We start from the raw sequence: 26,518 nt of genomic DNA on the forward strand, positions 1-26,518 counted from the left end.
GCCACATGGCTGACGACAACGAGAACGGCGCCGACGAGCAGCCCGAGATCGTGCACGGCGAGGTAGGCGACATCGTGGTCTCCGGCGACCGCATCTCGCAGGTCGACCTGCAGCTCGAGATGCAGCGGTCGTACCTCGACTACGCGATGTCCGTCATCGTCGGACGTGCGCTGCCGGAGGTCCGTGACGGCCTGAAGCCGGTCCACCGCCGCGTCATCTACGCGATGTTCGACGGCGGCTACCGGCCGGACCGGGCGTTCTCGAAGTGCTCCCGCGTCGTCGGTGACGTCATGGGCCAGTTCCACCCGCACGGCGACAGCGCGATCTACGACGCGCTCGTCCGCCTCGTGCAGCCGTGGTCGCTCCGGTACCCGCTCGCGCTCGGCCAGGGCAACTTCGGGTCCCCGGGCAACGACGGCGCCGCGGCCCCGCGGTACACCGAGACCAAGATGGCACCGCTCGCCATGGAGATGGTCCGGGACATCGACGAGGACACCGTCGACTTCCAGGACAACTACGACGGCCGCACGCAGGAGCCGTCGATCCTGCCGGCGCGCTTCCCGAACCTGCTGGTCAACGGATCGGTGGGCATCGCGGTCGGCATGGCCACGAACATCCCCCCGCACAACCTGCGCGAGGTCGCCGAGGGCGCCCAGTGGGCGCTCGCACACCCGGACGCGACGCGCGAGGAGCTCCTCGGCGCGCTCATGCAGCGGATCAAGGGCCCGGACTTCCCGACCGGCGCGCAGATCCTCGGCACGAAGGGCATCCAGGACGCCTACCGCACCGGTCGTGGCTCGATCACGATGCGCGCGGTCGTCAACGTCGAGGAGATCCAGGGTCGCACGTGCCTGGTCGTCACCGAGCTGCCGTACCAGGTGAACCCGGACAACCTGGCGATCCGCATCGCCGAGGGCGTGAAGGACGGCAAGCTCGCCGGCATCGCGGACATCCGCGACGAGACCTCCGGCCGCACCGGTCAGCGCCTGGTCATCGTGCTGAAGCGCGACGCGGTGGCGAAGGTCGTGCTCAACAACCTGTACAAGCACACGCAGCTGCAGGAGAACTTCGGCGCGAACATGCTCGCCATCGTCGACGGGGTGCCGCGCACGCTGTCGCTCGACGGCTTCATCTCGGCGTGGGTCGACCACCAGATCGACGTCATCGTCCGCCGTACCCAGTACCGGCTCCGCGAGGCCGAGAAGCGCGCGCACATCCTGCGCGGCTACCTCGCGGCGCTCGACGCCCTCGACGAGGTCATCGCGCTCATCCGTCGGTCGCCCGACGTCGAGGAGGCGCGGACCGGCCTGATGGACCTGCTGTCCGTCGACGAGATCCAGGCACGCGCGATCCTCGAGCTGCAGCTCCGCCGCCTGGCCGCCCTCGAGCGCCAGAAGATCCACGACGAGGCCGAGGAACTCGAGCGCAAGATCGCCGACTTCCAGGACATCCTGGCGTCGGAGACCCGGCAGCGCACGATCATCGGTGACGAGCTCGCCGAGATCGTCGACCGCTTCGGCGACGACCGTCGCAGCGAGATCATGCTCGGCTACGACGGTGACATGTCCATCGAGGATCTCATCCCCGAGGAGGAGATGGTCGTCACCATCACCCGCGGCGGGTACGTCAAGCGCACGCGGAGCGACAACTACCGGTCGCAGCACCGCGGCGGTCGCGGCGTCAAGGGTGCGCAGCTCCGCGCGGACGACATCGTCGAGCACTTCTTCGTCACGACGACCCACCACTGGCTGCTCTTCCTCACCGACCAGGGTCGCGTGTACCGCGCCAAGGCGTACGAGCTGCAGGAGGCGAGCCGTGACGCCAAGGGGCAGCACGTCGCCAACCTGCTCGCCATGCAGCCCGACGAGCAGATCCAGCAGGTGCTCGACATCCGCGACTACGAGGCGGCGCAGTACCTCGTGCTCGCGACAGAGCAGGGTCTGGTCAAGAAGACCGCGCTGAACGAGTACGACACCAACCGCACCGGCGGCATCATCGCGATCAACCTCCGCGAGGGCGACAAGCTCCGCCAGGCGCTGCTCGTCGACGAGACCGACGACCTGCTGCTCGTGTCGAAGCACGGCATGTCGCTCCGCTTCACCGCGACCAACGACACCCTCCGTCCGATGGGCCGGTCGACCTCCGGCGTGAAGGGCATGTCCTTCCGCGGCGACGACGCACTGCTCGCCGCACGTGTGGTGTCGGACGACGGCTACGTGTGGGTGATGACCGAGGGCGGCTACGCCAAGCGCACCTCGGTCGACCAGTACCGGGTGCAGGGCCGCGGTGGTCTCGGCATCAAGGTGGCCAAGCTGGCCGCCGATCGGGGCGACCTCGTGGGGGCGCTCATCGTCGGCGAGGACGACGAGGTGCTCGTCGTGCTGCAATCGGGCAAGGTGGTAAGGTCTGCCGTGTCCGAGGTGCCCGCCAAGGGTCGCGACACGATGGGTGTGGTCTTCGCGAGGTTCGCGGAGAACGACCGGATCATCGCGGTGGCCCGGAACAGCGAGCGGAACCTGGATGACCAGGACGACGCCGACCCCGAGATCGAGCCTGCGGGCCCGGTGGAGACGGTGAGCCCTGACGAAGCGGCCCCCGACCCCGCCGACCCCGCCGACACCGAGCCTGTCGAGGACGAGGCCGGAGAGGACCAGTCGAACAATGAGTAGTGTCGCCGAGAAGCTCCAGAAGAAGGCGAAACGTCCCAGCGGTACCCGGCAGGTCCGCCTGCGTCTGGTGTACCTCGACTTCTGGTCGATGGTGAAGCTGAGCTTCCTCATCGCGCTCGCCGGTTCGATCGTGATCATCGTCGCGACCGCGCTGGTCTGGGTCATCCTCAACCAGACCGGCGTGTTCACCCAGATCGACGCCCTGCTCAAGGACGTCACCGGGCAGAACAGCTACTCGATCATGGACCAGTTCTCGCTCGGGCAGGTCCTCGGGTTCTCGGTCGTGGTGGGCATCCTCAACGTGGTCGTCGGCACCGTGCTCGGTGCGATCGTGAGCGTCCTCTACAACCTCAGTGTGCGGATCACGGGCGGCCTGCTCGTGGGCTTCACGAACAACTGACACACCCGGGCCGGACGGCAGTCGCCCCTCGATTTCGTTCTCCGAGATCGGTACGGTAGGCTTTCATCTGGTCTGAGGGGCTATAGCTCAGGCGGTTAGAGCGCTTCGCTGATAACGAAGAGGTCCAAGGTTCAAGTCCTTGTAGCCCCACCACTTCCCACCGGGACCAGTACGCTGGTCCTCACGGGGCCTTAGCTCAGTTGGTAGAGCGCCTGCTTTGCAAGCAGGATGTCGGGAGTTCGATTCTCCCAGGCTCCACTCGAGAAGCCCCTGCTCGCGACTTCGTCGCTTCGCAGGGGCTTCGTTCTGTGCTGGCCAGCGCCTCCGGCGCGCCGCTCCGCGATGGTCGCCTTCTTCCGGGCGTTGCCGCTGCGGGGTGGTCGCCTCGGTCGTCTTCGGGCGTGAGGTGTCGCCGCTGGGGGTGGTCGTCTCGGTCGTCTTCGGGCGTGAGGTGTCGCCGCTGGCGGGTGGTCGTCTCGGTCGTCTTCGGGCGTGAGGTGCTGCCGGCGCGGGGTGCTCGCCTCGGTTGTCTTCGGGCGTGAGGTGTCGCCGCTGCGGGCGTTCGGCCCGGCGCTGACGCACGACATGCCGTCTGTGGTGCTTCGACGCGGCATGTCGTGGCACCTGGGCGAGCGACGGCGGCATGTTGCGCGACGGCGCAACAGCGGCTGACGGGATGAGGGCGTGCCTCCAGTCTGTGGCTGGGGCTGAGGCCGGGCCTGTGCCTGAGGCTGGGGCCGGTGCTGTGCCTGAGCCTGAGGCTGGGGCTGTCGAGCGGGCAGGACGTGCCGCGTGCGGGGCGTCGACAGGGTTCTTCTCGTCGAGTCTCAGCGGTGAGCGGGCCGTATGTCGCCCGTTCGGGGCTCGGGGCTCGGGGCTCGGGGCTCGGGGCAGGTGGCACGGGGCCGGGGCCGGGGCAGGTTCTGCGGCGTGCGGGACGGCCGGGGACGACGAAGGGCCCCGGCGCGGTGCCGGGGCCCTTCGTACGAACCGGGAGGTCAGGCGGCGGGCTTCTCCGCCGTGTCGGCGTCGTCGGCGACCCACAGGTCGTCGTCGGCGCGGAGCGTCTGGTAGGCGGCGTACGCGGCACCGGCAACGGCGACCACACCGACGACGATGAGGGCGACCCCACCGAACCCGAGGCCCTTCTTCTGCTGCCCCGGCGTGTACTTCGCCGCGGCCTTCTTCGCCTTCTTGCCCTTCTTCTGGGCGTCCTTCACGATCTTCTTGACGCGCGGGTCCTTCGCGAGGTCCTTCACGCTCATCACCGAACCAGCGGTCGCCACGAGGCCGGGGACGACCTCGGTCTGGAAGCGGTGCGACGCGCTGTGCGCGGCCGAGGTCGCTGCGTGCACGCCCGTCGCGACGGCGGGACGGATCCCGTTGTCGATCGCGTTCTGCACGCGGGGGGCGATGTCCTTGCGGGCTGCGTCAGCAGCGTGCGAGCGGGCCTCGGCGAGGATCGCGTTCGCGTGCTCGAGGACCTTGCGCTGCTCGCCGAGGAGCGAGGCCGTCTTGCCCTTGAGCTTCTTGATCTGCTTCCGACGCTTGCGCGGGATCTCGATCGTCGTCATCTGGTACCTCCATCGGATCGGCGTGACCCCATCCTGCCACCGAGCACCCTGACAGGTCACGGATCGTCGGCTGTGTGATCCGTGTCACCGTCAGGAGTGCATGCGAGAATCGACACATGTCTCTGCACACCGCTGTCGCAACGATCCACACGAACAAGGGCGACATCCGCGTCAACCTGTTCGGCAACCACGCCCCGAAGACCGTCAAGAACTTCGTCGACCTCGCGACCGGCAAGCAGGAGTGGACGCACCCCGGCACGGGCAAGGTCTCGACCGACAAGCTCTACGACGGTGTCGTCTTCCACCGCATCATCAAGGACTTCATGATCCAGGGTGGCGACCCGCTCGGTCAGGGCATCGGTGGTCCGGGCTACCGCTTCGACGACGAGATCCACCCGGAGCTCACCTTCCAGGAGCCGTACATCTTCGCGATGGCGAACGCCGGCATCCAGGGCGGGCGCGGCACGAACGGCTCGCAGTTCTTCATCACGACCGTGGCGACCCCCTGGCTGCAGGGCAAGCACACCATCTTCGGTGAGGTCGCCGACGACGAGTCGCGCGCGGTCGTCGACGCGATCGAGGGCGTCCCGACCGACGGTCGCGACAAGCCCGTCGAGGACGTCGTCATCGAGAGCATCGACGTCGAGGACGTCTGAACCCGGTGACCGACCAGGCCCCGGGGCGGGACAACTACTGCTACCGACACCCGGACCGGCAGAGCTTCATCCTGTGCCAGCGGTGCGGGCGGACGATCTGCACCGAGTGCCAGACGCCGGCGCCCGTCGGCGTGCACTGCCCGGAGTGCGTGCGTGAACAGCGCGCACAGTTCCAGGCGAACCGCCGTGCCTCCGGGGCCCCGGGCGGCCTGACCGTCGCCCGCCGTCGGTTCGCGATGATGGACCAGAAGGCGACCACGGTGATCATCGCCGTCTCGGTCGTGATCTGGCTGCTGAACCTGCTGTCCGGCGGTGTCGTCAACCAGTGGCTCAGCTACTGGACACCGTTGGTCGGGACACAGCCGTGGCGCCTCGTCACGGGGCTGTTCGTCCACTCGTCGATCTTCCACATCGGGTTCAACATGCTCGCGGTGTTCATCTTCGGGCGGATCCTCGAGAACCTCCTCGGCACGTGGCGCTTCGTCGCGCTGTACTTCCTGGCGGGCCTCGGCGGTGACCTCGCGGTGTCCCTGCTGACCCCCGGTACGCCGGTGGTCGGCGCCTCGGGTGCGATCTTCGGTCTGTTCGCGGCGTTCTTCGTGATCCAGCGCAGCCTCGGCTACAACGCCGTCCAGCTGCTCGTCATCATGGGGCTCAACCTCGTCGTCGGCTTCCTGCCCGGGACCAACATCTCGTGGCAGGCCCACGTCGGCGGCATCGTGCTCGGGTTCGTCACGGGCTTCGTCTTCTCGAAGACCCGGAACGTCCGGCAGCGTGGCCTGCAGATCGGGCTGCTCGTCGCCGAAGCGGTCCTGCTCGTGGCTGGGATCGGCGCCGCGTACATCAGCATCGGTGGCTACGCGATCGGCTGACGAGTTCGCCGCCGCTCGCGACGCCCCGTCCCACCACAGTGTGGGGCGGGGCGTTCTGCGTCTCCAGAGGCCGCTCTCCACAGCCCTCCGGTAAGTTCTCCACAGTTGGGGACAACTCGGTGAGTTACACGGGTGTGATTATCCCCACTGTGGACGAGCCTGTGGACAACTCGGGGGCCACGGTGTGGATGGTTGTGTGGAAAGTGTGGACAACTGTGGAGAATGCGGTCCCGGGTGTGGACGGATGCGTCCGGGTGCTGTCGGGGTTGTGGAGAGCGAGCCGGGATCCGATCCGGGACGGGACGGCCCGGGCCGGGCCGGGCCGGGCCGGGCCGGGCCGGGCCGGGCCGGGACGGGCCGGGCCGGGCCGGGACGGGCCGGGCCGGGCGGGGACGGGCCCGACAGGCCGGGACGAACGACGACGCCCGCCGTACCTGGCGGTACGACGGGCGTCGGGAGATGCTGGGCGGCGGTCAGCGCCACCGCGTGGTCATGAGGAACCCGATGAACATGATCCCGAAGCCGATCAGGATGTTCCACGACCCGAGCGACGGTACGGGCAGGGTCGTGTTCGAGATGTAGAAGACGATGACCCAGGCCAGGCCGATGAGCATGAAGCCGAACATGACCGGCTTGAACCACACGGGGTTGGGCTGGTCGCCCGCCGTGTCGACCGAGTCGGCTCGGGTCCTCCGGGCGGGCTTGGTGCGGTCCTTGTCCTTGGCCATGGCCGGTATCCTACCGTGACCACGTCTGTGGGAAGACCCTCAGCAGCCCGCGCACATCCCCCACGAGTACGGTGATCCGACCATGACCAAGATCCTCGTCGTCGACAACTACGACAGCTTCGTCTACACGCTCAACGGCTACCTGCAGCAGCTCGGCGCGGACACCGACGTCGTCCGGAACGACGCGTTCCCCGAGGACGAGCTCGCCGAGCGCATCGCCGACTACGACGGAGTGCTGCTCTCGCCCGGGCCGGGCACCCCCGCGGACGCCGGTGTCTCGATCCCGACCGTGCGTGCCGCCGTCGATGCCGAGACCCCGCTGCTCGGCGTGTGCCTCGGGCACCAGGCGATCGCCGAGGCCATGGGTGCCACGGTGACCCACGCCGAGGAACTCATGCACGGGAAGACCTCGCAGGTCGACCACGACGACAGCGTGCTCTTCGCCGGTGTCCCGCACCCGTTCACCGCCACGCGGTACCACTCGCTCGCGATCGTCGACGGGACGGTGCCCGACGAGCTCACCGTCACGGCGCGGACCGCAGGTGGGGTGATCATGGGCGTGCAGCACCGTGACCACCCAGTGTACGGCGTGCAGTTCCACCCGGAGTCCGTCCTCACCGAGGGCGGGTACCGGATGGTCGGCAACTGGCTCGAGACCACCGGTCTGACCGGTGCTGCCGAGCGGGCCGCAGCGCTCAACCCGCTGATCGCCGAACACCGGTCCTGACGCCGGAGCGGTACGACCGCCGACGCGTCCGATGACCACCGGCGCAGGCGACGCCCGCGGGGATGGTGCCGCGTGCCTCCAGGCCGACGGACGGAGCCCGCCGCAGCCGACCTGACGGAGTGGACTACTGTCCGCCGCCGCCCTGGACGGTCCCGCTGCCCCCGCCGCCGCCACCGTCACTGCCGCTGCTGTCGTCGCCACCCTGCTCGGGGACGGACGGCGCCTGTGACGGCCGCTGTGCCGAAGCTGCGCAGTACGTCAGCGTGATGGTGCTGCCCTGCGCGACGTCGCCCTGCGGCACGCTCTGCTGCACCACGGTGCTGCCCGTGCACGTGTAGGTCGGGGACGCCACGACCTTCAGCCCGAGGTTCGCGAGTGCCTCGTTGGCGGCGCTGATCGGCTGCTGCGTGACGTCCGGCATCTGCACCTTGCCGTTGGAGACCGTCAGGTTGACGACGGAACCCTTCGTCAGCTGCGTGCTGCTCCCCGGGTCGCTGCTCATCACGGTGCCCTCGGGCACGTCGCTCGAGTAGTCGCTGTTGATCGCTCCGACCGCGAACCCGGCGTCCTTCAGTGCCTGTTCCGCCGCGTCCTGCGTCTGGTTGGCGACGTCCGGGACGGCGACCTGCTCCGGTCCCAGGGAGACGACGACGCGGATGCTCTGCTTGCGGGCGACGTTCGTGCCCTCCCCGGGCTCGGTCCGGATGACCGTGTCCTTGGTGACGTCGTCGGAGTTCTCGCCGACCTCGACGGCACTCAGGTCCCGCTTCTCGAGTTCGGTCCGCGCCGAGTCCCACGTGGCGCCGACGACGTTCGGTACGGACACCGACGACGACACCGGTGCCTTGCCGGGCTGCAGGTTCGCGACGAAGAACACAACGCCCGCTATGACGGCGGCGGTGAGGATGATGCCGAGCCAGATCCAGGCGACCGGAGGGCGGTTCTGCGTGCGCTGCGGTCGGTGGTCGGCCGCGTCGTCGTCGAGCTCGCGGAACGCCACCGCAGGGTTCGAGGTGGTGCGGGGGTTCACGCCGAAGAGCATCGTGGACGCGTCATGTGCCGCGTTCTGCTGGAGCGTGCGCGTGGACACCGGGACCTTGCCGGCGGCGGCCTGCTGCAGGTCGGTCCGGAAGTCCGCGGCGGTCTGGAAGCGACGGGTGCGGTCCTTCACCAGGGCGTGCAGCGTCACCGCGTCGAGCGCCGGGGACACCTCGGGCACGAGCGTGGAGGGCGCGACCGGCTGCTCGCTCACGTGCTGGTAGGCCACGGCCACCGGGGAGTCGCCGACGAAGGGCGGGCGGCCGGTGAGCAGCTCGAAGAGCAGCACGCCGGTCGAGTACAGGTCGGTCCGGGCGTCGACGGTCTCACCGCGGGCCTGCTCCGGCGAGAAGTACGAGGCCGTCCCGAGGATCGAGGTCGTCTGCGCGACCGTCGCGGACGTGTCGGTGATGGCACGGGCGATGCCGAAGTCCATCACCTTGACCTGGCCGCTGTGCGTCACCATGACGTTCGCGGGCTTGATGTCGCGGTGCACCACGCCGGCGCGGTGCGAGTACTCGAGGGCGGTGAGGATCCCCTCGGTGATGCGGACCGCCTCGTCCGGGTCGAGCGGGCCGTCGTCGAGCACGTCGGAGAGTGCGCGACCGTCGACGTGCTCCATGACGATGTAGGGCACCTGGACCTGGGCGCCGGAGGGCTCGGTGACCGTCTCCTCGCCCGCGTCGTAGACGCGCACGATGGTCGGGTGCGCCATGCGGGCCGCCGCCTGGGCCTCCTGCCGGAAGCGGATCCGGAAGGTCGGGTCCGAGGCGAGGCTCGGCTTGAGGAGCTTCACCGCCACCTTGCGACCGAGTCGCGTGTCGGTGCCCACGTGCACCGTCGCCATGCCCCCACGACCGATGACGTCACCGATCTCGTAGCGGTCGGCGAGGAGCGTGATCCCCGCGGTCACACCTTCTGGCACGTACTCCTCCGAATGTTCGTCCGGGCAAGTGTACGGCAGGGGTTCCTGCCCGAACGCTGACGACGGGGGCTGCCGACGAACCGTTACACAACGGTGTCGACAGCCCCCGTTCGGGTGACGATCAGTTGGCGTCCTGCGGGCCGGTCGGGGTCGGGGTCGGGGTGCCCGAGGGCGTCGGGTCCTCCGCCTGTTCCCACGTCGCCGTCGCGGCGTCGGACGACTCAGAGGCAGCGAGCGAGCCGCACGTGACCGTGTAGGTGAACGAGACCTCGTCGTCCACGGCGTCCGCCTGGATGGTGACGGCCGTCGAGCTGGTGTCCCCGGAGGTGGCTCCCGAGGCGTCCTTGCCGCCCGTGACCGTCCACGTGTACTTCGACACGTCGTAGCCGTCGGGGCACGTCGCGCCCGACCAGCTGAAGGTGACCTGGCCGGACTCGGACACCGTCCCCGCGGTCGGGGTGTTCGGCTTGTTGGCCGTCGGCGGGGTCGTGTACTGGGTGAGCGTCACGAGGGTGCCCTCGACGACGCTGCCCGTCGGGGTGAGGTCCGCGACGGTGCCGGCCTGCTCCGCGGTCGGCGCGGGGCTGCCGTCCTGCACGGTGACCTCGAAGCCGCGGCCCTGGAGCTCGTTCCGGACCTCGTCGGCGCTGCGGCCGACGTAGTCGCCCTTGTTGATGAACACCCGGTCCGCGGTCGGCGACGGGGTCGACGACGGCGCGGACTGCGAGGGAGCCGGCCGCGACGAGGACGGTGCCGGGTCGGGTTCGCCCTGACCGCCGAGCGCGAACGCGGCGATCGCGCCGCCGATGAGCAGCACCGCGAGGACCCCGACGAGCCACCAGATCCAGGCGCGCTTCTTCTTCGGTTCCTCGTCCTCCGGCGCTGCCGGTGACCGCGGCGTGCCGGGAGGGCCGGCGACGGCTCCGGCCTGCGTGCCGATGAGCGCGGTCGCCGCGTCGTTGCCCGGACGCTGCGGCGGGTTGAACGCGACGGTGCCCGCGCCGCCGACAGCTGGGACGGCGACGGTCGCTGCGGCGACGTCCCCGCGCCGCAGCGCCTGGGACGCGCGGGCCAGGTTCGCCGCGGTCGCCGGACGGTCCGCCGGCTTCTTGGCGATGCAGGACAGCACGAGTGCCGAGACCGGCTCGGGCACGTCACCGGGCAGCGCGGGCGGCTGCTCGTTGATGTGCGCCATCGCGATCGCGACCTGGGACTCACCGGTGAACGGACGACGCCCGGCCAGGCACTCGTACGCGACGATGCCGAGCGAGTAGATGTCGGTCGACGGCGATGCCGGGTGGCCGCTCGCCTGCTCCGGGGACAGGTACTGGACGGTGCCCATCACCTGGCCCGTCGCGGTGAGCGGGACCTGGTCGGCGATGCGCGCGATGCCGAAGTCGGTGATCTTCACGCGGCCGTCGGGCGTGATGAGCAGGTTCCCGGGCTTGATGTCGCGGTGCACCAGGCCGACGGCGTGCGCGGCCTGCAGGGCGTTCGCCGTCTGGGCGACGATGTCGAGCACCTTGTCGACCGGCAGCGTGTGCTCCCGCTCGATCATGGTGGACAGGGCCTCGCCCGGGACGAGCTCCATCACCAGGTAGGCGCTGCCGTCCTCCTCGCCGTAGTCGAAGACGTTGGCGATCCCCTCGTGGTTGACGAGGGCAGCGTGGCGCGCCTCCGCCCGGAAGCGCTCGAGGAAGCCCGGGTCGCCGAGGTACTCGTCCTTGAGGATCTTGAGTGCGACGGTCCGGCCGATGACGAGGTCGGTCGCCTGCCACACCTCACCCATGCCGCCGATCGCGACCCGCGAGGAGAGCTGGTACCGCCCACCGAAGGTGAGTCCGCTGGTGGGTCTCATTTGTTCAGCACCGCCTCCATGACCTTCTTCGCGACCGGGGCCGCGACCGTGTTGCCGACGCCGGACTGCCCGAGTCCGCCGCCGTTCCCGACGACGACCGCGACGGCCACCTCCGGGTTCTTCGCCGGGGCGAACCCCGTGAACCACAGCGTGTACGGATCACCCGTACCGCCTTCCGCCGTACCCGTCTTGCCGGCGACGTCGACTCCGTCGATCTTCGCATTGGTGCCGGTCCCGCCGCTCACGACGCTCTGCATCGCCTCGGTCAGGTCGGCGGCCTCGGAGCCGGACAGCGGGTCGCTGTACTGCTTCGGCGAGAACGACTCGACCGTCTTCAGGTCGCTCGTGGTGATCGAGTCGACGAGCGAGGGCTGCATGACCTTGCCGCCGTTCGCGATGCCGGCCGACACCATCGCCATCTGCAGCGGCGAGACGCGCACGCTGGCCTGCCCGAACGCGCTCAGCATGAGCTGGGCGGTCGAGTCGACGTCGGGGTACTGGCTCGCGGTGGCGCGCATCGGGACCTCGATCGCGTCACCGAAGCCGTACTCGTCCGCGACGGACTTGATCCGGTCGTACCCGAGCTTCTGGCCGAGCTCGGCGAACGGGATGTTGCACGAGAACTGGATCGCCGTCCGGAGCTTCACCGTGTCGCCACCACCGCAGGAGCCACCCTCGGCGTTGTTGATGTACGAGCTGGTGCCCGGCAGCTGCAGGCGCGACGGGTTCGGGAACTCGGAGTCGAGCGAGTACTTGCCGTCCTTGAGCGCGGCGGAGGCCACGACGAGCTTGAAGACGGAGCCCGGCGTGTACAGGTCGCCGCCGATCGCGCGGTTCTGCAGCGGGGTCGGGGTCTGCTGCAGCAGGGCGTCGTACTGCTGCTTGACCTGCGCGGTGTCGTGCGAGGTCAGGGCGTTCGGGTCGTACGCCGGCTTCGACACCATCGCCAGGATCTTGCCCGTGCTGGGCTGGATCGCGACGACCGCACCGCTGTTCTCGCCGAGAGCGTCGTACGCGGCCTGCTGCACGTCCGGGTCGATGGTGAGGTTGACGTTGTCGCCCTGGACGTCCTGCCCGGTGAGGATCGCGTTGAGGTTCTGGAAGAACGACGCGTCGGAGTTGCCGGAGAGCACGGCGTTCTCGGCGCTCTCGATGCCCGTGTTGCCCTGGCCGATCGTGAAGTAGCCGGTCACGGCGGAGTACAGCGCACCGTTCGTGTACTTGCGCTGGTACTGGTACTGGTCGTCCGAGGGGGTCGACTCGGCGATCGGGCTGCCGTCGACCAGGATCGCGCCGCGCTTGGTCGAGTAGCTGTCCAGGATCGTGCGGGAGTTCCGCGAGTCGGCACGCAGGGTGTCGGCGGCGAAGAACTGGATCGAGGTCGTCGACACGAAGAGCGCGACGAACATGAGCACGATGACGGTCGAGACTCCGCGGAGCTGTCGGTTCACCGGGTGCGCTCCTTCCTGGTCGTCGCACCGCGTCCGGAACGGCCACGGGCGGCGGGGACCGCGCCCTGCTGGACGCGCTGTTCTGCGGGGATCGAGTCGGTCAGTCGCAGCAGCATCGCCGCGATGATCCAGTTCGCGATGAGCGACGAGCCACCCGCGGCCATGAAGGGTGTGGTCAGACCGGTCACCGGGATGATCCGGGTGATGCCGCCGACGACGACGAAGACCTGCAGGGCGATGATGAAGCCGAAGCCGACACCGAGCAGCTTGCCGAAGTCGTCCTGCGCCGTGAAGGCCACGCGGAGGCCCCGCGACGCCAGGACGATGAACAGGGCGAGGATCGCGAAGACGCCGATCAGCCCGAGTTCCTCGCCGAGCGACGCGACGATGTAGTCCGCGTTGGCGACGGGTGTGATGTACGGACGGCCCTGACCGAGGCCGGTGCCCGTGATCCCGCCGTTCGCGAAGCCGAACAGGCCCTGGACGAGCTGGTAGCTGCCCTGGGTCTGTCGGTCGAAGATCGCCTGGTCGAACGGGTCGAGCCACTGCTCGAAGCGACCCCGCACGTAGACCAGGACCGACTGCGCGACGAGGGCACCACCGACGAACAGCCCGAGGCCGATGACGACCCAGCCGAGCCGGGCGGTCGCGACGTAGATCATCACGAGGAACAGGCCGAAGTAGAGCAGCGCCGTGCCGAGGTCGCGCTGGAACACCAGGACGGCCATGGCCGACGCCCACATCACCAGGATCGGGCCGAGGTCACGGGCGCGCGGGAACGTCATGCCCGCGAACTTCTTGCCGACGATGGACAGCGAGTCCCGGGCGGTGACGAGGTACCCGGCGAAGAACAGCGCCATCGTGATCTTCGCGAGCTCGCCGGGCTGGAACGAGAACGGGCCGATGCGGATCCACACGCGGGCGCCCCCGACGTTCGCCCCGATCCCGGGGAGCATCGGGAGGAGCAGCAGCGCGATCGTCGCGAACATGAAGATGTAGCGGTACCGCTGCAGGAACCGGTGGTTGCGGACCGCGACGACGGTGATCGTCGCGAGCACCATCGCGAGCATCGTCCAGACGATCTGCTTCACCCCGATGGCGTCCCAGCCGGTCAGGCCGTTGTGCACGTCGATGCGGTAGATCTCGGCGATGCCGATGCCGTTGAGCACCAGGGCGATGGGCAGCACGAACGGGTCCGCGTGCTTCGCGACGACGCGGAGCACCACGTGCATGACGAGCGCGAGGCCGAGGATCCCGCCGCCGACCCAGAGCACACCGGTGTCGAAGATGCGGCCCTTGGTGCCGAGCTGGACGAGCACCATCGCGCCGGCGCAGATGCCGCACGCGATGACGAGCAGCACGAGCTCGAGGTTCCGGGCGCGGGCCGGCTCCCGCAGCTTGATGGTGATCGCCTGCGTGAAGGACTGCGCGGTCGCGGTGCTCATCGGCCGTCCCCCGGGCTCTCGGACGGCGAGGCGCTGCCGGACGGCGAGGCGCTGCCCGACGGTGACCCGGACCGGGTCGGGGTGGGCGACGGCGACGAATCCGCATCGCCGCCCGTGCCGGCCTGGTCCTGGCCGGTCTCGGCGGCCTTCCGCAGCCGGTCCACGATGTCGCGCGCGTCGGAGAGCGAGGTCGCGTTGATCGTCGACCGCACGTTCTCGCGCGTGTAGTCCGGGAGCGACGTGACCGAGATGTCGGTGTCCTCGTAGACGTCCGACAGCGCGATCGGCCCGATCGACTGCTGCACGCCCTGGTAGATGGCGACCGTGCCGCGGTCGGTGCCGACGTAGTAGTGCGCCTGCGTGATCCGCCAACCGAGGAACACCGCCCCCACGAGGGCTGCGACGGCGACGACGAGCGCGATCGACCAGGCCACGCGACGCCGGATGCGGCGACGGCGGTCCTCGGCGATGAGCTCGGCGAAGTACTGGTCGGACTCGGGCTCGAAGTGGGAGTCCTCCGGCACGGCGCTCACCTTGAGGGGGTGGAGCAGGATCGTGGGGAGGCGGATCGGCTTGCGACCGGTCGACGCCTCGAAGGTCAGGGGTGCCGCGGCGGAACCGACCGTGGTGGCGGCGGCGTCGTCGTCCTCGGGTTCCGTGTCGGTGACGTCCATCACGACGACGGTCACGTTGTCCGGGGCACCGTGGTCGAGCGTCTCCTTGACCAGGCGCTGCGTCACCTGGTTCGCGTCCATGGTCGACGCGAGCGCGTGCCGGATCCGCTCCTCGGCCAGGTACGACGACAGACCGTCCGAGCAGAGCAGCCAGCGGTCGCCGGTCTGGATGTCCATGACGGCGGTGTCGACCTCGGGGGCGGCGTCGACGTCGCCGAGCACGCGCATGAGCACCGAGCGCCGGGGGTGGACGGCGGCTTCCTCCGGCGTGATGCGACCGCTGTCGACGAGTCGCTGCACGAAGGTGTGGTCGGACGTGATCTGCTGCAGTTCGCCGTCGCGCAGGCGGTAGATGCGGGAGTCGCCGATGTGCGCGATGGCGATCTGCTCGCCGACCCGGATGAGTGCGGACACCGTGGTGCCCATGCCGGTGAGTTCCTGGTGCTCGAACACCGTCTCGGTGATGAGCTGGTTCGCGGCGATGAGCGCGGACTGCAGGGCGAACTCGGCGTCGTGCGCGGACGGGAACTCGCGGTCGACCTCGCGGATGCGGCGGATGGCGATCGCGGACGCGACGTCGCCGCCGGCGTGGCCGCCCATGCCGTCCGCGACGGCGAAGAGGTGCGTGCCGGCGTAGCCGGAGTCCTGGTTGTTGGCGCGGATGCGCCCCACGTGGGACACAGCGGCGCTCAGCGTGCGAGCCGTCATGTCCCGGTTACCGCCGCAGCTCGAACGTCGTCGTCCCGATCGTGATCGGCGTCCGTTCCGCGATGGTCACGGGGCCGGTCACCTTCTGACCGTTGACGAACGTGCCGTTCGTGGACTCGAGGTCGGACAGGACCCAGCCCTCGCCGCGGAGGTCGAGGCGGGCGTGGTTGGTCGACGTGTAGTCGTCGCGGATGACGACGTTCGACTCGCTGGAGCGTCCGATGGTGATCGGACCGCCGCCGAGGGGCATCTCCATGCCCTCGCGGGAGCCCTCGGTGATGACGAGGCGCGTCGCGACGCCGGTCGGCGGTGCGGAGCCGGACTGCTGCTGTGTCGGGCCCGCGGGTTGGCCGATCAGCTCCGTGAACGCGCCGGGCGCTGCGGCGGCAGGAGCTGCGGCGGCGGGCACGGTCGGCGTCGTCGGTGCGGACGCCCCGGCCTTCGGGTCGGTCGGGATGGTGCGGACACGTTGGCCGAACAGGTCGCTCCGCAGGGCGAAGACGATGACGAACACGAACAGCCACAGCACCGCGAGGAAGGCGAAGCGCAGGACGAGCAGGGTCAGGCCCGTGGTCATCGCGCACCTCCGTCGTTCTCCGGGATCACCCGGAACACCATACGGGTACGACCGATCTCGATGGTGGAGTCCGGCTCGACGATGGCCTGCTGGAAGCGTTCGCCGTTCAGCTTCGACCCGTTCGTGGACCCGAGGTCGTTGGCCTGCGCGTGCTTGCCGTCCCAGATGATCTCGACGTGCTTCCGACTCGTCCCGGTGTCGGCGACGGTGATGTCCGCGTCGGTGCCGCGCCCGATCACGGTGCGGCCGCGGTGCAGCCGGTGGCGCTGCGATCCGATGTCGAGCACGGCCACCCAGGCGACGTCACGCTGCACCGTCGACGAGTCGACCTGCAGGATGCCGGTGGACAGCGTGCCGTCCTGCTGCAGCGTGATCGAGACCGGTCCGGAGAAGGAGTAGTTCTGGGCCACCGCGTGCTGCTGCACCATCTGCGACAGTTCGTCGATGAGCGGGCGCCCGATGTCGTTCATCCGCGTGTGGTCCGGTGGCGCGAGGCGCACCGTGAACTCGTTCGGGACGAGGATCCGCTCGCGGGAGACCACGGCGGCCTTCGTGTCGAGCTCCCGCCGCAGCGCGCTGGAGATCTCGACGGGCTGCACGCCGGAGCGGAAGGTCTTCGCGAAGGTGCCGTTGACGGCGCGCTCCAACCCTCGCTCGAAGCTGTCCAAGAGGCCCATGTGTCTCCGTGTTCGTCGGTCAGGGACCACTGCATGGTAGTGGGTGGCGCTCGTGCCCGTCTGTGCGTGGTCACGGGCACCCTCTGTCGCGTGCTAGTGTTGCCGGGCTGGCGCGAGTGGCGGAATTGGTAGACGCGCACGGTTCAGGTCCGTGTGCTGGAAACGGCGTGGGGGTTCAAGTCCCCCCTCGCGCACCAGGTATGAGGAACGGCCCCCGGAGGAATCCGGGGGCCGTTCCGCGTTCCGGCGCGACGCTCCCCACGACCGGCCTGGAGGCTCGTCCCACCTCCGTCCGTCGGCCGCAGCCGTGCACGGATCGGGTCCCCCTCGGCGCGTCGACCGGGTCGGCACACCGACCCGGTGGCGACCGCCGGCCTGCCCGTTCTGGGGGTTGCCCCTCCGCTGCCGCTCTCCGCACACTGATCGGCGTCGTACCGGGTCGGGCCGGTGCGCCTGCTCCTGGAGGACCCATGCGGACGTCGTCCGTGACCGCTGCCGTGGTCGCACTCGGGACCGCGCTCGTCGCGGTCGTCACCACCAGCGTCGGGGTCGCCCCCGCGCACGCCGCGCCGTCGTGCCGCGGTGACCGGATCACGGTCGCCGAGCTGTCGGGTGGCTGCGTCGTCGCGTCGGGCTCGGTCGTGCTCCCCGACGGTCGCGTCTTCGCGGTGCCCGACGCCGGCACGACGGTGACCGCGCTGCCCGTGGCGACGACGACCGGTGGTGATCCCGGGGATGCCTCGGTGACGAACACCGGCGCGGCAGGCATCGCCGTGGCGGTCGACGGGCGCTGGTCCGGCGCCCCTGCTGCCGTCCGGCGGGTGCTCGCACTGCGTGAGAGCCGCATCGCCGCCGGGCACGACGCCGGTGCGGGTGCGGCCACGACCGGCACCGGATCGGCCGCCTCGAGCTGCACGGACCGGTCGTACACGCTCCTGGCGTACCGCTGGACGAGGGACGTCCGGTGGTGGTCGAACCCGACGGGAGCGAAGGCGGCGGACCGCGTGGCGATCCGTGCGGGTGCGACGGCGTGGAGCGGACGGCTCGGGACCTGCGGGCGCTCGATCACGTCGAGTGCCGCGAACACCTGGGTCAGCACGACGGCGAGGACCCCCGCGGTCTCGAGCACCGGGGGCTGCGGCGACCCCGACCGTCGGAGCGTCACCGGCTGGGGCTCCCTGCCCGCGGGCACGCTCGCGACCACGTGCGTGTGGTCGCAGGACGGCATCGCGGTCGAGGCGGACCAGCGCTACTCCACCCGGTACGCGTGGTCGTCCACGGCGACGTGCTCCGGGAACCGGTACGACCTGCGCGGCGTCGCGACGCACGAGTGGGGGCACGCGTACGGCCTCGGCCACACCGCAGCCTCGTCGGCCCTCGTCATGAAGCCCGCGGCCGCGCCGTGCGACGTCGCCCAACGCAGCCTCGGGCTCGGGGACGCCCTGGGCATCGACGCCCGGTACTGACGATCGCCACGGGCGCCGGTGCACACCGGCCACCGCCGCCGCCCGACGCGCAGGTCGCGGGACCCTGCACTCTCTAGGATCGACCGCATGACGAGCACGATGCCGGGCTTCGGCTCCGCGCGGATCACCCAGATCGGGTTGCGCGACCGCGTGTACGACCGGGTGCTCGAGGTGCTCATGGGGCACGACGTCGAGCCCGGGATGCGCCTGTCGATCGACGGTCTCGCCCGGACGCTCGGCGTCTCCCCGACCCCGGTGCGCGAGGCCCTCGTGCAGCTCGAGCGGACCGGCCTGGTCACGCGCGAGGCCAACAAGGGGTACCGCGTCGCGCCGCCGCTCGCCGGCGACCAGCTCGAGGCGCTGTTCGACGCGCGGCTCATCGTCGAGAGCGGGGCGGTCGAGCTCGCGGCACGCGGGGACGTGGCCGTGCTGCGGGAGCGGCTCGCTGTGGCGCTCGCCGAGCAGGAGGCCGTGGCCGCCGAGGTCGCCCGGGTCGGTGCCCGCTGTGCGTCCGAGGAGCTGATGGCCCGGTTCTTCCGCTCCGACTGGCGGTTCCACCAGCTCGTGTTCGACGCGACGAGGAACCCCTTCCTCGAGGAGATGTCCGCGATCATCACGACGCGGGTGCACCGCATGCGGCAGATCGTCGAGGGCGGGGACGACGACACCGAGCGGGCGGTCGCCGAGCACCGTGCGGTCCTCGATGCCCTCGCCGTGGACGCGCCCACCGCCGTGGCGGCGATGCGGCACCACATCGACGCGGTGCGGGTGCGCTCCCGGGCCGACGCGTCACACTCCGCCTGACAGAACGGGGTTGCGCTCTGGCTCAGCGCGAGTATCTTTCCTATAGGAAAGAGGTTCAAGGATGAACCGCGTCATGCAAGGGAGCATTCCGTGAGCACACCGCAGGACTGGGTCGAGCAGGACTGGAACCCGGACAGCTGGACCGACCGGACGTGGCCGATCGCCGTCTGCCTGCACGGCTTCGACCGGGTCACCCGGGACGGCGCCGCCTTCCACGACGCCCCCGCCGAGGTGTGGGACGACGTGTTCGCCCAGATCGCCGCAGCGGGGTTCTCGCTCGCCGAGATGGCCGACAGCCACGTCCGACCCGCGGACCTCGAACGGTCCCGGCGCGACGAGCTCTTCGCGGTCGCGGCGGCCCACGGCGTGGGGATCCCGTCGGTGCACCTGCAGCGTCGGAGCGTGATCCAACCCGGGCACGAGGAGGAGAACCTCGCCTACGCCCACCGCACGATCGACGCGGCGGCCGAGTGGGGCATGCAGGTGTTCTCGACCGGACTGCACCAGCCGTTCTCGGAGGCTCAGCAGCGCGCGCTCTGGTTCTGGACGGCTCCCGGGCCGAAGGACCCCGAGGACCCCGACGTGTGGGACGCGGCCGTCCGTCGCCTCCGCGAACTCGGGGAGCACGCGGCGAGCGTCGGCCTGCCGATGGCCCTCGAACTGTACGAGGACACCTACCTCGGCACCGCGGACAGCGCGGTCCGGCTCGTCGAGGAGATCGGGCTCGACACCGTCGGTCTCAACGCCGACGTGGCGAACCTCATCCGTCTGCACCGTCCGGTCGAGGACTGGCGGGAGCTCTTCGCGAAGACGATGCCCCACACGAACTACCTGCACGTGAAGAACTACACGCGCGACGAGGCGGGCGACGGCAGCTGGGCGACGAGTGCGCCGAGCACGATGGAGACCGGGCTCATCAACTACCGCCAGGTCCTCCGGGACGCGGTTGCCGACGGCTTCCGCGGGATCGTCATGACCGAGCAGTACGGCGGGGACAGCCTCGGCGTCTGCGCCACCAACCAGCAGTACATCCGGTCGGTGCTCGCCACGACGAGCATCGGCACGAAGCACGGAGGAGCAGTCCGATGAGCACCCTCGACATCGCCGTCGTCGGGTCCGGGTACATGGGCGGCGGGATCGCCCAGGTCCTCGCCCTCGCCGGTCACACCGTCCGCATCGCCGACGTCTCGGCCGAGATCGCGCAGCAGAACCTCGAGCGGCTGATCCGGGAGACGGGCCAGTTCGTCGCCGACGGCTTGTTCCCACACGACGCCGTCGAGCGGGTCACCGCGCACCTCAGTGCCGCCGAGTCGATCGAGGCCGCCGTCGCGGACGCCGACTTCATCGAGGAGGCGGTCCCCGAGAAGCTCGCGATCAAGCACGAGACCCTGCGTCGGATCAGCGCCGCCGCCCGACCCGACGCCGTCATCGGCTCGAACACGTCGACGATCCTCATCGAGAGCCTCGCCGAGGCCGTCACCGGTCCGGAGCGCTTCCTCGGGGTGCACTTCTCGAACCCGGCGCCGTTCATCCCCGGTGTCGAGCTCATCCCGCACCCCACCACCGGCGAGCACGCCGTCACCGTCGGCGAAGCAGTCGTCGCGGCGACCGGCAAGCAGTCCGCACGGGTGCAGGACTCGACCGGGTTCGTGTTGAACCGCCTGCAGTACGCCCTGTTCGAGGAAGCATCGAAGATCGCGGACGAGGGCATCGCCAGCCCCGACGACATCGACACGATCGTCCGGACGACCTTCGGGTTCCGCCTGCCCTTCTTCGGCCCGTTCGCGATCGCGGACATGGCGGGACTCGACGTCTACGCGTTCTGCTTCGAGTCGCTGCAGACCCGCTGGCCCGAGCGCTTCGCCACCCCGCCGACGCTGCAGCAGCACGTCGACGCCGGCGAGCTCGGCACGAAGACCGGATCGGGCTACCTCGACGTGCCCGCCGACCGCACGCCGGAGCTCGTCGCGTACCGGAACAAGGCCTACGTCGCCATGCAGGAGCTCCTCGACGAGCTCGGCCCGGCCCCGATCCACTGAAGGAGCGCACGATGCGCAACGAGCAGCAGACCGTCGTCCTCACCGGCGCAGCGTCGCCGCGCGGCATCGGCCGTGCGACCGCCCACCACCTGGCCGAGCAGGGCTGGAACGTGGGGATCGTCGACCTCGACCAGGCCGCGAGCGAGGCCGTCGCCGCCGAGCTCCGCGAGCAGCACGGCGTGCAGGCCGTCGGCGCGGGCGCGGACGTCGCCGACGAGGCCGCCGTCCGGGCCGCCTTCGACACCATCGAGGCCGGGCTCCCGCCGATCGCGGCACTCGTGAACCTCGCGGGTGTCTCGTCGGCGCACGCCTACCTCGACCTGCCCGAGGGGGAGTGGCACCGGGTGCTGAGCATCAACCTCGACGGGGTGCACTTCGCCGGTCTCCGGGCAGCCGAGTCGATGGTGCGGAACGGGTACGGCCGCATCGTCAACCTGTCGTCGGTCTCCGCGCAGCGCGGCGGCGGGACGTTCAGCAAGACGCCGTACTCGGTCGCGAAGGCCGGCGTGATCGGCCTCACCCGCGGGATGGCCCGCGAGCTCGGGCAGCACGGCGTGACGGTGAACGCCATCGCGCCCGGCCCGATCGACACCGACATCATGGGCGGCACTCTCTCCGAGGAGCGCAAGGCCGAGATGGCTGCCGACGGTGTCCTGCCGCGCATCGGCACGCCGCGGGACGTCGCCGCCGCGGTCGCCTACCTCGTCAGCGCCGACGCCGGGTTCGTGACGGGTCAGACCCTGAACGTCGACGGCGGCCTCTACATGCACTGAACCCGACGGCACGCACCGGAGCCGACGGCTCCGACCACCAGAACGACCACTCATGATCGCGAAGGAGCGATTCGTGTCCGCAAGCAGCCCCGCCCTGGGGTCCACCCACGACCCGGCACTGAGGTCCGCGATCGCCAAGGCGACCAAGCACCTCATGCCGATGCTGGTCATCCTGTACTTCGTCGCCTTCCTCGACCGCACCAACGTCGGCTTCGCCGAGGAGGCCCTGAGCGTCGACCGGAACATCTCCGACGCGGCCTTCGCCCTCGGCGCCGGCATCTTCTTCATCGGCTACGCGATCTTCGAGATCCCGTCCAACCTGCTGCTCAAGCGCTTCGGGGCGCGCTTCTGGCTCGCCCGGATCGCCGTCACGTGGGGCATCGTCGCCGCACTGTTCTCGTTCACGACGAACGACACGATGTTCATCGTCCTGCGCTTCCTGCTCGGTGTGACCGAGGCGGGACTCTTCCCGGGCGTGATCATGTACCTGTCCGAGTGGTTCCCGAACAAGGTCCGCGTGCGGATGTTCGCGATCTTCTACCTCGCGCAGCCGTTCTCGCAGATGATCGGCGCACCGCTGTCCGGCGGGCTCATCAGCGTCGGTGACCAGGTCACCCCGTTCCACGGCTGGCAGGTCATGTTCTTCGGCGAGGGCATCCTCGCGGTGCTGGCCGGCGTCGCGGCGCTGTTCTTCCTGACGAACAGCCCGCAGCAGGCGAAGTGGCTGGAACCGGGGGAGAAGCAGTCGCTCACCGCGGCGATGGACCGTGAGGACACCGCCCGCAACGAGGACGGCCCGAAGGGCATCTGGAAGGCGATGGCGAGCGGCCGCGTCTGGTACTTCACGATCATCTACTTCTGCCTGCAGGTCGCCGTGTACGGCACGACGTTCTACCTGCCGCAGCAGGTGTCGTCGCTGCTCGGGCAGGACGTCGGCTGGCAGGTCGGCCTCGTCGCGGCGATCCCGTGGCTCGTCGGCCTGGTCGCCTGCTACCTCGTCGGGTCGAAGGCCGACACCGTGGGTCGTCGCCGCCGCTGGGGGACGATGTTCTACATCACGACCGGACTGTCGATCCTCGGGTCGGCGTGGGCGGGTGCGAACGGCCAGCCGGTCCTCGGCATCCTGTTCATCACCCTCGCCGTCGCGAGCTTCCTGGCGGTCGGCCCGATCACCTGGGCCTACCCGACGGCGTTCCTCACCGGTGCGGCGGCGGCCGCGGGCATCGGCCTGATCAACTCGCTCGGCAACCTCGGTGGTTTCGTCGCCCCGATCATGCGCACCGCGATCAACGAGGCGGTCCCGACCGACAGCGGGGCCTTCGGCATCGTGTCGCTCGGCGTCCTGGCGTTCGTCGCCGCCGTGATGATCTCCTGCACCAGGTTCTTCCGGGGCGCGAAGGCCGACGAGCTGCTCGACACCTCGCACGTGGCCACCACCTCGACGAAGGGGACGACGCGATGACCCGGTTGTACAACGACCCGGCAGCCTTCGCCGACGAGGCCACCGACGGCTTCGTCGCGGCGAACGAACGATGGGTCCGCAGGGTGCACGGCGGTGTCGCCCGCGCGACCACCAGTCCGGACGGCACGGTCGCCGTCGTGATCGGCGGCGGCTCGGGGCACTACCCGGCGTTCGGCGGTCTCGTCGGGCACGGGCTGGCCGCCGGCGCGGCGATGGGGAACCTGTTCGCCAGCCCGTCCGCGCAGCAGGTCGCCGCGGTCTGCCGTGCCGCCGAGCACGGTGGCGGTGTGCTGCTCAGCTACGGCAACTACGCCGGCGACGTGCTGAACTTCGACGCCGCGGCCCGCACGCTCGAGGACGAGGGCATCCCCGTCCGCACGGTCCGGGTGACCGACGACGTCGTGTCCGCCCCGGCCGGTTCCGAGGCCGACCGGCGCGGGATCGCGGGCGACCTCTGCGTGTTCAAGGTCGCCGGGGCCGCGGCCGAGCAGGGGCGCCCGCTCGACGACGTCACCGCCGTGGCGGCCCGCGCGAACGACCGGACCCGGAGCTTCGGCGTCGCGTTCTCGGGCTGCTCGCTGCCCGGTGCCGAGGAGCCCCTGTTCGAGGTGCCCGAGGGACGGATGGCGATCGGCATGGGCATCCACGGTGAACGCGGCATCGACGAGACCGACGTGCCGAGCGCCGACGGTCTGGCGGCGCTGCTCGTCGAGCGGCTGCTCGACGAGGTGCCCGCGGGCGTCACGGTCGAGGGCGCCCGGGTGGTCCCGGTGCTCAACGGGCTCGGCAGCGTGAAGTACGAGGAGCTCTTCGTCGTCTACGGCTCGGTGCAGCGACGGCTCCGGGACGCCGGTGTCGTGATCGTGGAGCCGGAGGTGGGCGAGCTCGTCACGAGCTTCGACATGGCCGGGGTCTCGCTGACGCTGTTCTGGCTCGACGACGAGCTCGAGGAGCTGTGGTCGGCACCCGCGGACACGCCCGCCGTCCGCAAGGGCGGGGCGGTCCCGCAGGAGCGGGTCGCCGAGGACGTGGTCGCCGCCGACGAGGAGGGCATCGTGATCGGTCCGGCGGGCGACGACTCGCGTGCCGCGGCCGGTCGCATCGCAGCGGGCATCAGCGCCGTGCGCGCGGTGCTCGACGACCACGCCGACGAACTGGGCCGCATCGACCAGGTCGCTGGGGACGGCGACCACGGCATCGGGATGCAGCGCGGCTCGCACGCGGCGGACACCGCCGCCGCGGACGCGCGCGCCCGGGGTGCGGGCGCGGGGACGCTCCTGCGGGTCGCGGGGGACGCCTGGTCCGACCGGGCAGGCGGGACGTCCGGTGCGATCTGGGGTGCCGCCCTGGAGGCGCTGGGTCGCGTCGTCGGGGACGACGCGCGTCCGACGTCGGCGACGGTCGCGGACGCGGTGCGGGCCGCCACCGAGGCGGTGCTGGCCTTCGGGGCGGTGCCCGGCGACAAGACGATGGTGGACGCCCTCGTCCCCTTCGACGAGGAACTGCGGCGCCGGCTCGAGGCCGGCGATGCCCTGGGCGCCGCGTGGCGGACGGCGGTGGACGCCGCCCGCCGGGCAGCGGACGCGAGCGCGGACCTGCTGCCGCGGAAGGGCCGCGCGCGGACGCACGCGGAACAGGCCGTCGGGACCCCCGACCCGGGCGCGGTGTCCTTCGCGCTCGTCGTCGAGACCCTGACGGCGACGATCGACGAGGAAGGAGTGGACGCATGACGCTACGACTGGTGGTGGGCTCGGACGACGCGGGCTTCGACTACAAGGAGGTCATCAAGCGGGACCTCGAGGCCGACGACCGCGTGGCCAGCGTGGTCGACGTGGGCGTCGACGCGGACGGCCACACGGCGTACCCGCACGTCGCCGTCGACGCCGCCCGGATGGTCGCGGACGGTGAGGCCGACCGGGCGATCCTGGTCTGCGGCACCGGGCTCGGGGTCGCGATCAGCGCGAACAAGGTCCCCGGCATCCGGGCCGTCACGGCGCACGACTCGTTCAGCGTCGAGCGGTCGGTGCTGTCGAACGACGCGCAGGTGCTCTGCATGGGCCAGCGCGTGATCGGTGTCGAGGTCGCCCGGCGCATGGCGAAGGAGTGGCTCGGGTACACGTTCGACCCGTCGAGCGCGAGCGCGGAGAAGGTCGCCGCGATCTGCGAGTACGACGGCTCCGCGCCGGTCGGTACCGACGCCCCTGGGGACGGGACGGACCCGGGCGCATGACGATCGTCGGGGTGTCGCTGAAGATGTACTTCTCGCACGCGCAGACGCTCTCGTGGGCGAGCGCGGTGGCGGACGTCGCCCGGCGGCACCCCGCGGTCGCCGCCGGCGCGGTGGAGCTCTTCGTCGCGCCGACCTTCCCCGCGCTCGTCCCGGTGCGCGAGCTGCTCGCCGGGTCGGGCATCCGGCTCGCGGCCCAGGACCTGTCGGCGTCGGACGAGGGCGCGTCCACCGGCGAGGTGTCCGGCGCCGAGCTCCGCGAGATCGGCGTCGACCTCGTCGAGATCGGGCACGCCGAGCGGCGCTCCCGGTTCCACGAGACGGACGAGGTCGTCGCGCGCAAGGTGCACGCGGCCTTCCGGCACCACCTCGAACCGCTGGTGTGCGTCGGTGAGGCCGTCCGCGCCTCCCGTGCGGAGGCCGTGGCGGAGGTCACCGGGCAGCTCGACCGGGCGCTGGCGGTGGCCGCGGCGGCCGGGACGACCGGACGGGTCACCGTGGCGTACGAGCCCGTGTGGGCGATCGGCGCCGCCGAGCCGGCGCCGCACGAGCACGTCGTCGGGGTCCTCGAGGGGATCGAGCAGTCCCTGGCGGCCCGGCCGGCGTTCGCCGGGTCGCGGGTGGTCTACGGGGGCAGCGCCGGACCCGGGCTGCTCACCCGGGGACGCGGGCGGATCAGCGGACTGTTCCTCGGGCGCTTCGCGCACGATCCCGCGGCGGTCGGTGCGGTGCTCGACGAGGCGGCGGCCCTGGCGTCCTGACCGGGTC

General features: G+C 70.5%; 23 protein-coding genes and 3 tRNA genes. 17 read left to right on the top strand and 9 right to left on the bottom strand.

The features are described 5' to 3' along the window. Window positions 1–5: 5 nt before the first annotated feature. The 4 genes from gyrA (at window position 6) to J2X59_RS05920 (ending at window position 3,327) form a co-directional block, all read left to right on the top strand. A complete protein-coding gene (gyrA, locus tag J2X59_RS05905) occupies window positions 6–2,669 on the top strand; it encodes a DNA gyrase subunit A (protein ID WP_326496024.1) in 2,664 nt (887 codons plus the stop codon). Then, window positions 2,662–3,069, top strand: coding sequence for a DUF3566 domain-containing protein (locus J2X59_RS05910; protein ID WP_066651132.1), 408 nt, complete (start codon window positions 2,662–2,664; stop codon window positions 3,067–3,069). The genes gyrA and J2X59_RS05910 overlap by 8 nt, the downstream gene beginning before the upstream one ends. A gap of 76 nt (window positions 3,070–3,145) precedes the next feature. Beyond that, window positions 3,146–3,222, top strand: a tRNA-Ile gene (locus tag J2X59_RS05915). 32 nt (window positions 3,223–3,254) lie between these two features. Further along, window positions 3,255–3,327: transfer RNA gene (locus J2X59_RS05920), tRNA-Ala, on the top strand. Between the two features lie 740 nt (window positions 3,328–4,067). On the opposite strand, the gene J2X59_RS05925 is transcribed toward J2X59_RS05920, so the two are convergent. Next, complete coding sequence (locus tag J2X59_RS05925; RefSeq protein ID WP_066651134.1) at window positions 4,068–4,643, bottom strand: hypothetical protein; 576 nt, start codon at window positions 4,641–4,643, stop codon at window positions 4,068–4,070. A 116-nt stretch (window positions 4,644–4,759) separates the two neighbouring features. Between J2X59_RS05925 and J2X59_RS05930 the strand changes: the two genes are divergently transcribed. Next, the gene (locus tag J2X59_RS05930) at window positions 4,760–5,299 is read left to right on the top strand and encodes a peptidylprolyl isomerase (RefSeq protein ID WP_066651135.1); all 540 of its coding nucleotides are present in this window, start codon (window positions 4,760–4,762) and stop codon (window positions 5,297–5,299) included. 5 nt (window positions 5,300–5,304) lie between these two features. Continuing rightward, window positions 5,305–6,171 carry a rhomboid family intramembrane serine protease gene (locus J2X59_RS05935; RefSeq protein ID WP_326496025.1) on the top strand — a complete coding sequence of 289 codons (867 nt, stop codon included), beginning with the start codon at window positions 5,305–5,307 and terminating at the stop codon, window positions 6,169–6,171. 473 nt (window positions 6,172–6,644) lie between these two features. Here the strand turns inward: J2X59_RS05935 and J2X59_RS05940 are convergent, their stop codons facing one another. Continuing rightward, window positions 6,645–6,899 carry a cell division protein CrgA gene (locus tag J2X59_RS05940; RefSeq protein ID WP_022907010.1) on the bottom strand — a complete coding sequence of 85 codons (255 nt, stop codon included), beginning with the start codon at window positions 6,897–6,899 and terminating at the stop codon, window positions 6,645–6,647. Between the two features lie 82 nt (window positions 6,900–6,981). On the opposite strand from J2X59_RS05940, the gene J2X59_RS05945 reads away from it, so the two are divergent. Beyond that, on the top strand, window positions 6,982–7,626 hold the full coding sequence (locus tag J2X59_RS05945) for an aminodeoxychorismate/anthranilate synthase component II (RefSeq protein ID WP_326496026.1): 645 nt from the start codon (window positions 6,982–6,984) through the stop codon (window positions 7,624–7,626). A gap of 124 nt (window positions 7,627–7,750) precedes the next feature. Here the strand turns inward: J2X59_RS05945 and pknB are convergent, their stop codons facing one another. The 7 genes from pknB to J2X59_RS05980 all read right to left on the bottom strand — a co-directional run bounded on the left by pknB (window position 7,751) and on the right by J2X59_RS05980 (window position 16,979). Then, the gene (pknB, locus tag J2X59_RS05950; RefSeq protein ID WP_326496027.1) at window positions 7,751–9,589 is read right to left on the bottom strand and encodes a Stk1 family PASTA domain-containing Ser/Thr kinase; all 1,839 of its coding nucleotides are present in this window, start codon (window positions 9,587–9,589) and stop codon (window positions 7,751–7,753) included. Between the two features lie 121 nt (window positions 9,590–9,710). Beyond that, entirely contained in the window at window positions 9,711–11,447 is a 1,737-nt protein-coding gene (locus tag J2X59_RS05955) for a protein kinase domain-containing protein (RefSeq protein WP_326496028.1), read from the bottom strand. Next, the gene (locus J2X59_RS05960; RefSeq protein ID WP_326496029.1) at window positions 11,444–12,898 is read right to left on the bottom strand and encodes a peptidoglycan D,D-transpeptidase FtsI family protein; all 1,455 of its coding nucleotides are present in this window, start codon (window positions 12,896–12,898) and stop codon (window positions 11,444–11,446) included. The genes J2X59_RS05955 and J2X59_RS05960 overlap by 4 nt, the downstream gene beginning before the upstream one ends. Then, window positions 12,895–14,343, bottom strand: coding sequence for an FtsW/RodA/SpoVE family cell cycle protein (locus J2X59_RS05965; protein ID WP_326496030.1), 1,449 nt, complete (start codon window positions 14,341–14,343; stop codon window positions 12,895–12,897). Before J2X59_RS05965 ends, J2X59_RS05960 begins: the two co-directional genes overlap by 4 nt. Continuing rightward, window positions 14,340–15,725 (bottom strand): Stp1/IreP family PP2C-type Ser/Thr phosphatase, encoded by a 1,386-nt coding sequence (locus J2X59_RS05970; RefSeq protein ID WP_066651160.1) that lies wholly within the window; start codon window positions 15,723–15,725, stop codon window positions 14,340–14,342. Before J2X59_RS05970 ends, J2X59_RS05965 begins: the two co-directional genes overlap by 4 nt. Window positions 15,726–15,732: 7 nt before the next feature. After that, the gene (locus J2X59_RS05975) at window positions 15,733–16,302 is read right to left on the bottom strand and encodes an FHA domain-containing protein FhaB/FipA (protein ID WP_251154391.1); all 570 of its coding nucleotides are present in this window, start codon (window positions 16,300–16,302) and stop codon (window positions 15,733–15,735) included. Then, window positions 16,299–16,979, bottom strand: a complete 681-nt coding sequence (locus J2X59_RS05980) for an FhaA domain-containing protein (RefSeq protein WP_066651163.1) — start codon at window positions 16,977–16,979, stop codon at window positions 16,299–16,301. The genes J2X59_RS05975 and J2X59_RS05980 overlap by 4 nt, the downstream gene beginning before the upstream one ends. Window positions 16,980–17,089: 110 nt before the next feature. Between J2X59_RS05980 and J2X59_RS05985 the strand changes: the two genes are divergently transcribed. The 10 genes from J2X59_RS05985 (at window position 17,090) to J2X59_RS06030 (ending at window position 26,511) form a co-directional block, all read left to right on the top strand. Next, window positions 17,090–17,176 (top strand) — tRNA-Leu (locus J2X59_RS05985). A 273-nt stretch (window positions 17,177–17,449) separates the two neighbouring features. Beyond that, window positions 17,450–18,445 carry a matrixin family metalloprotease gene (locus J2X59_RS05990; RefSeq protein ID WP_326496031.1) on the top strand — a complete coding sequence of 332 codons (996 nt, stop codon included), beginning with the start codon at window positions 17,450–17,452 and terminating at the stop codon, window positions 18,443–18,445. Between the two features lie 87 nt (window positions 18,446–18,532). Then, window positions 18,533–19,249 carry a GntR family transcriptional regulator gene (locus J2X59_RS05995; protein ID WP_326496032.1) on the top strand — a complete coding sequence of 239 codons (717 nt, stop codon included), beginning with the start codon at window positions 18,533–18,535 and terminating at the stop codon, window positions 19,247–19,249. Window positions 19,250–19,339: 90 nt separating this feature from the next. Next, window positions 19,340–20,338: a sugar phosphate isomerase/epimerase family protein gene (locus tag J2X59_RS06000; protein ID WP_326496033.1), complete on the top strand. Its 999-nt coding sequence runs from the start codon at window positions 19,340–19,342 to the stop codon at window positions 20,336–20,338. Then, window positions 20,335–21,288, top strand: coding sequence for a 3-hydroxyacyl-CoA dehydrogenase family protein (locus tag J2X59_RS06005; protein WP_326496034.1), 954 nt, complete (start codon window positions 20,335–20,337; stop codon window positions 21,286–21,288). The genes J2X59_RS06000 and J2X59_RS06005 overlap by 4 nt, the downstream gene beginning before the upstream one ends. Before the next feature lie 11 nt (window positions 21,289–21,299). Next, complete coding sequence (locus tag J2X59_RS06010) at window positions 21,300–22,061, top strand: SDR family NAD(P)-dependent oxidoreductase (RefSeq protein ID WP_209684746.1); 762 nt, start codon at window positions 21,300–21,302, stop codon at window positions 22,059–22,061. A 73-nt stretch (window positions 22,062–22,134) separates the two neighbouring features. After that, a complete protein-coding gene (locus J2X59_RS06015; protein WP_311205679.1) occupies window positions 22,135–23,523 on the top strand; it encodes an MFS transporter in 1,389 nt (462 codons plus the stop codon). After that, window positions 23,520–25,253, top strand: a complete 1,734-nt coding sequence (locus J2X59_RS06020; protein WP_326496035.1) for a dihydroxyacetone kinase family protein — start codon at window positions 23,520–23,522, stop codon at window positions 25,251–25,253. The genes J2X59_RS06015 and J2X59_RS06020 overlap by 4 nt, the downstream gene beginning before the upstream one ends. Then, window positions 25,250–25,753 carry a ribose-5-phosphate isomerase gene (locus J2X59_RS06025; protein WP_326496036.1) on the top strand — a complete coding sequence of 168 codons (504 nt, stop codon included), beginning with the start codon at window positions 25,250–25,252 and terminating at the stop codon, window positions 25,751–25,753. The genes J2X59_RS06020 and J2X59_RS06025 overlap by 4 nt, the downstream gene beginning before the upstream one ends. Continuing rightward, the gene (locus J2X59_RS06030) at window positions 25,750–26,511 is read left to right on the top strand and encodes a triose-phosphate isomerase family protein (RefSeq protein ID WP_326496037.1); all 762 of its coding nucleotides are present in this window, start codon (window positions 25,750–25,752) and stop codon (window positions 26,509–26,511) included. The genes J2X59_RS06025 and J2X59_RS06030 overlap by 4 nt, the downstream gene beginning before the upstream one ends. The last annotated feature ends 7 nt before the right edge of the window (window positions 26,512–26,518 follow it).

This window comes from Curtobacterium sp. 260 (genome assembly GCF_030803485.1).
Taxonomy (GTDB): domain Bacteria; phylum Actinomycetota; class Actinomycetes; order Actinomycetales; family Microbacteriaceae; genus Curtobacterium.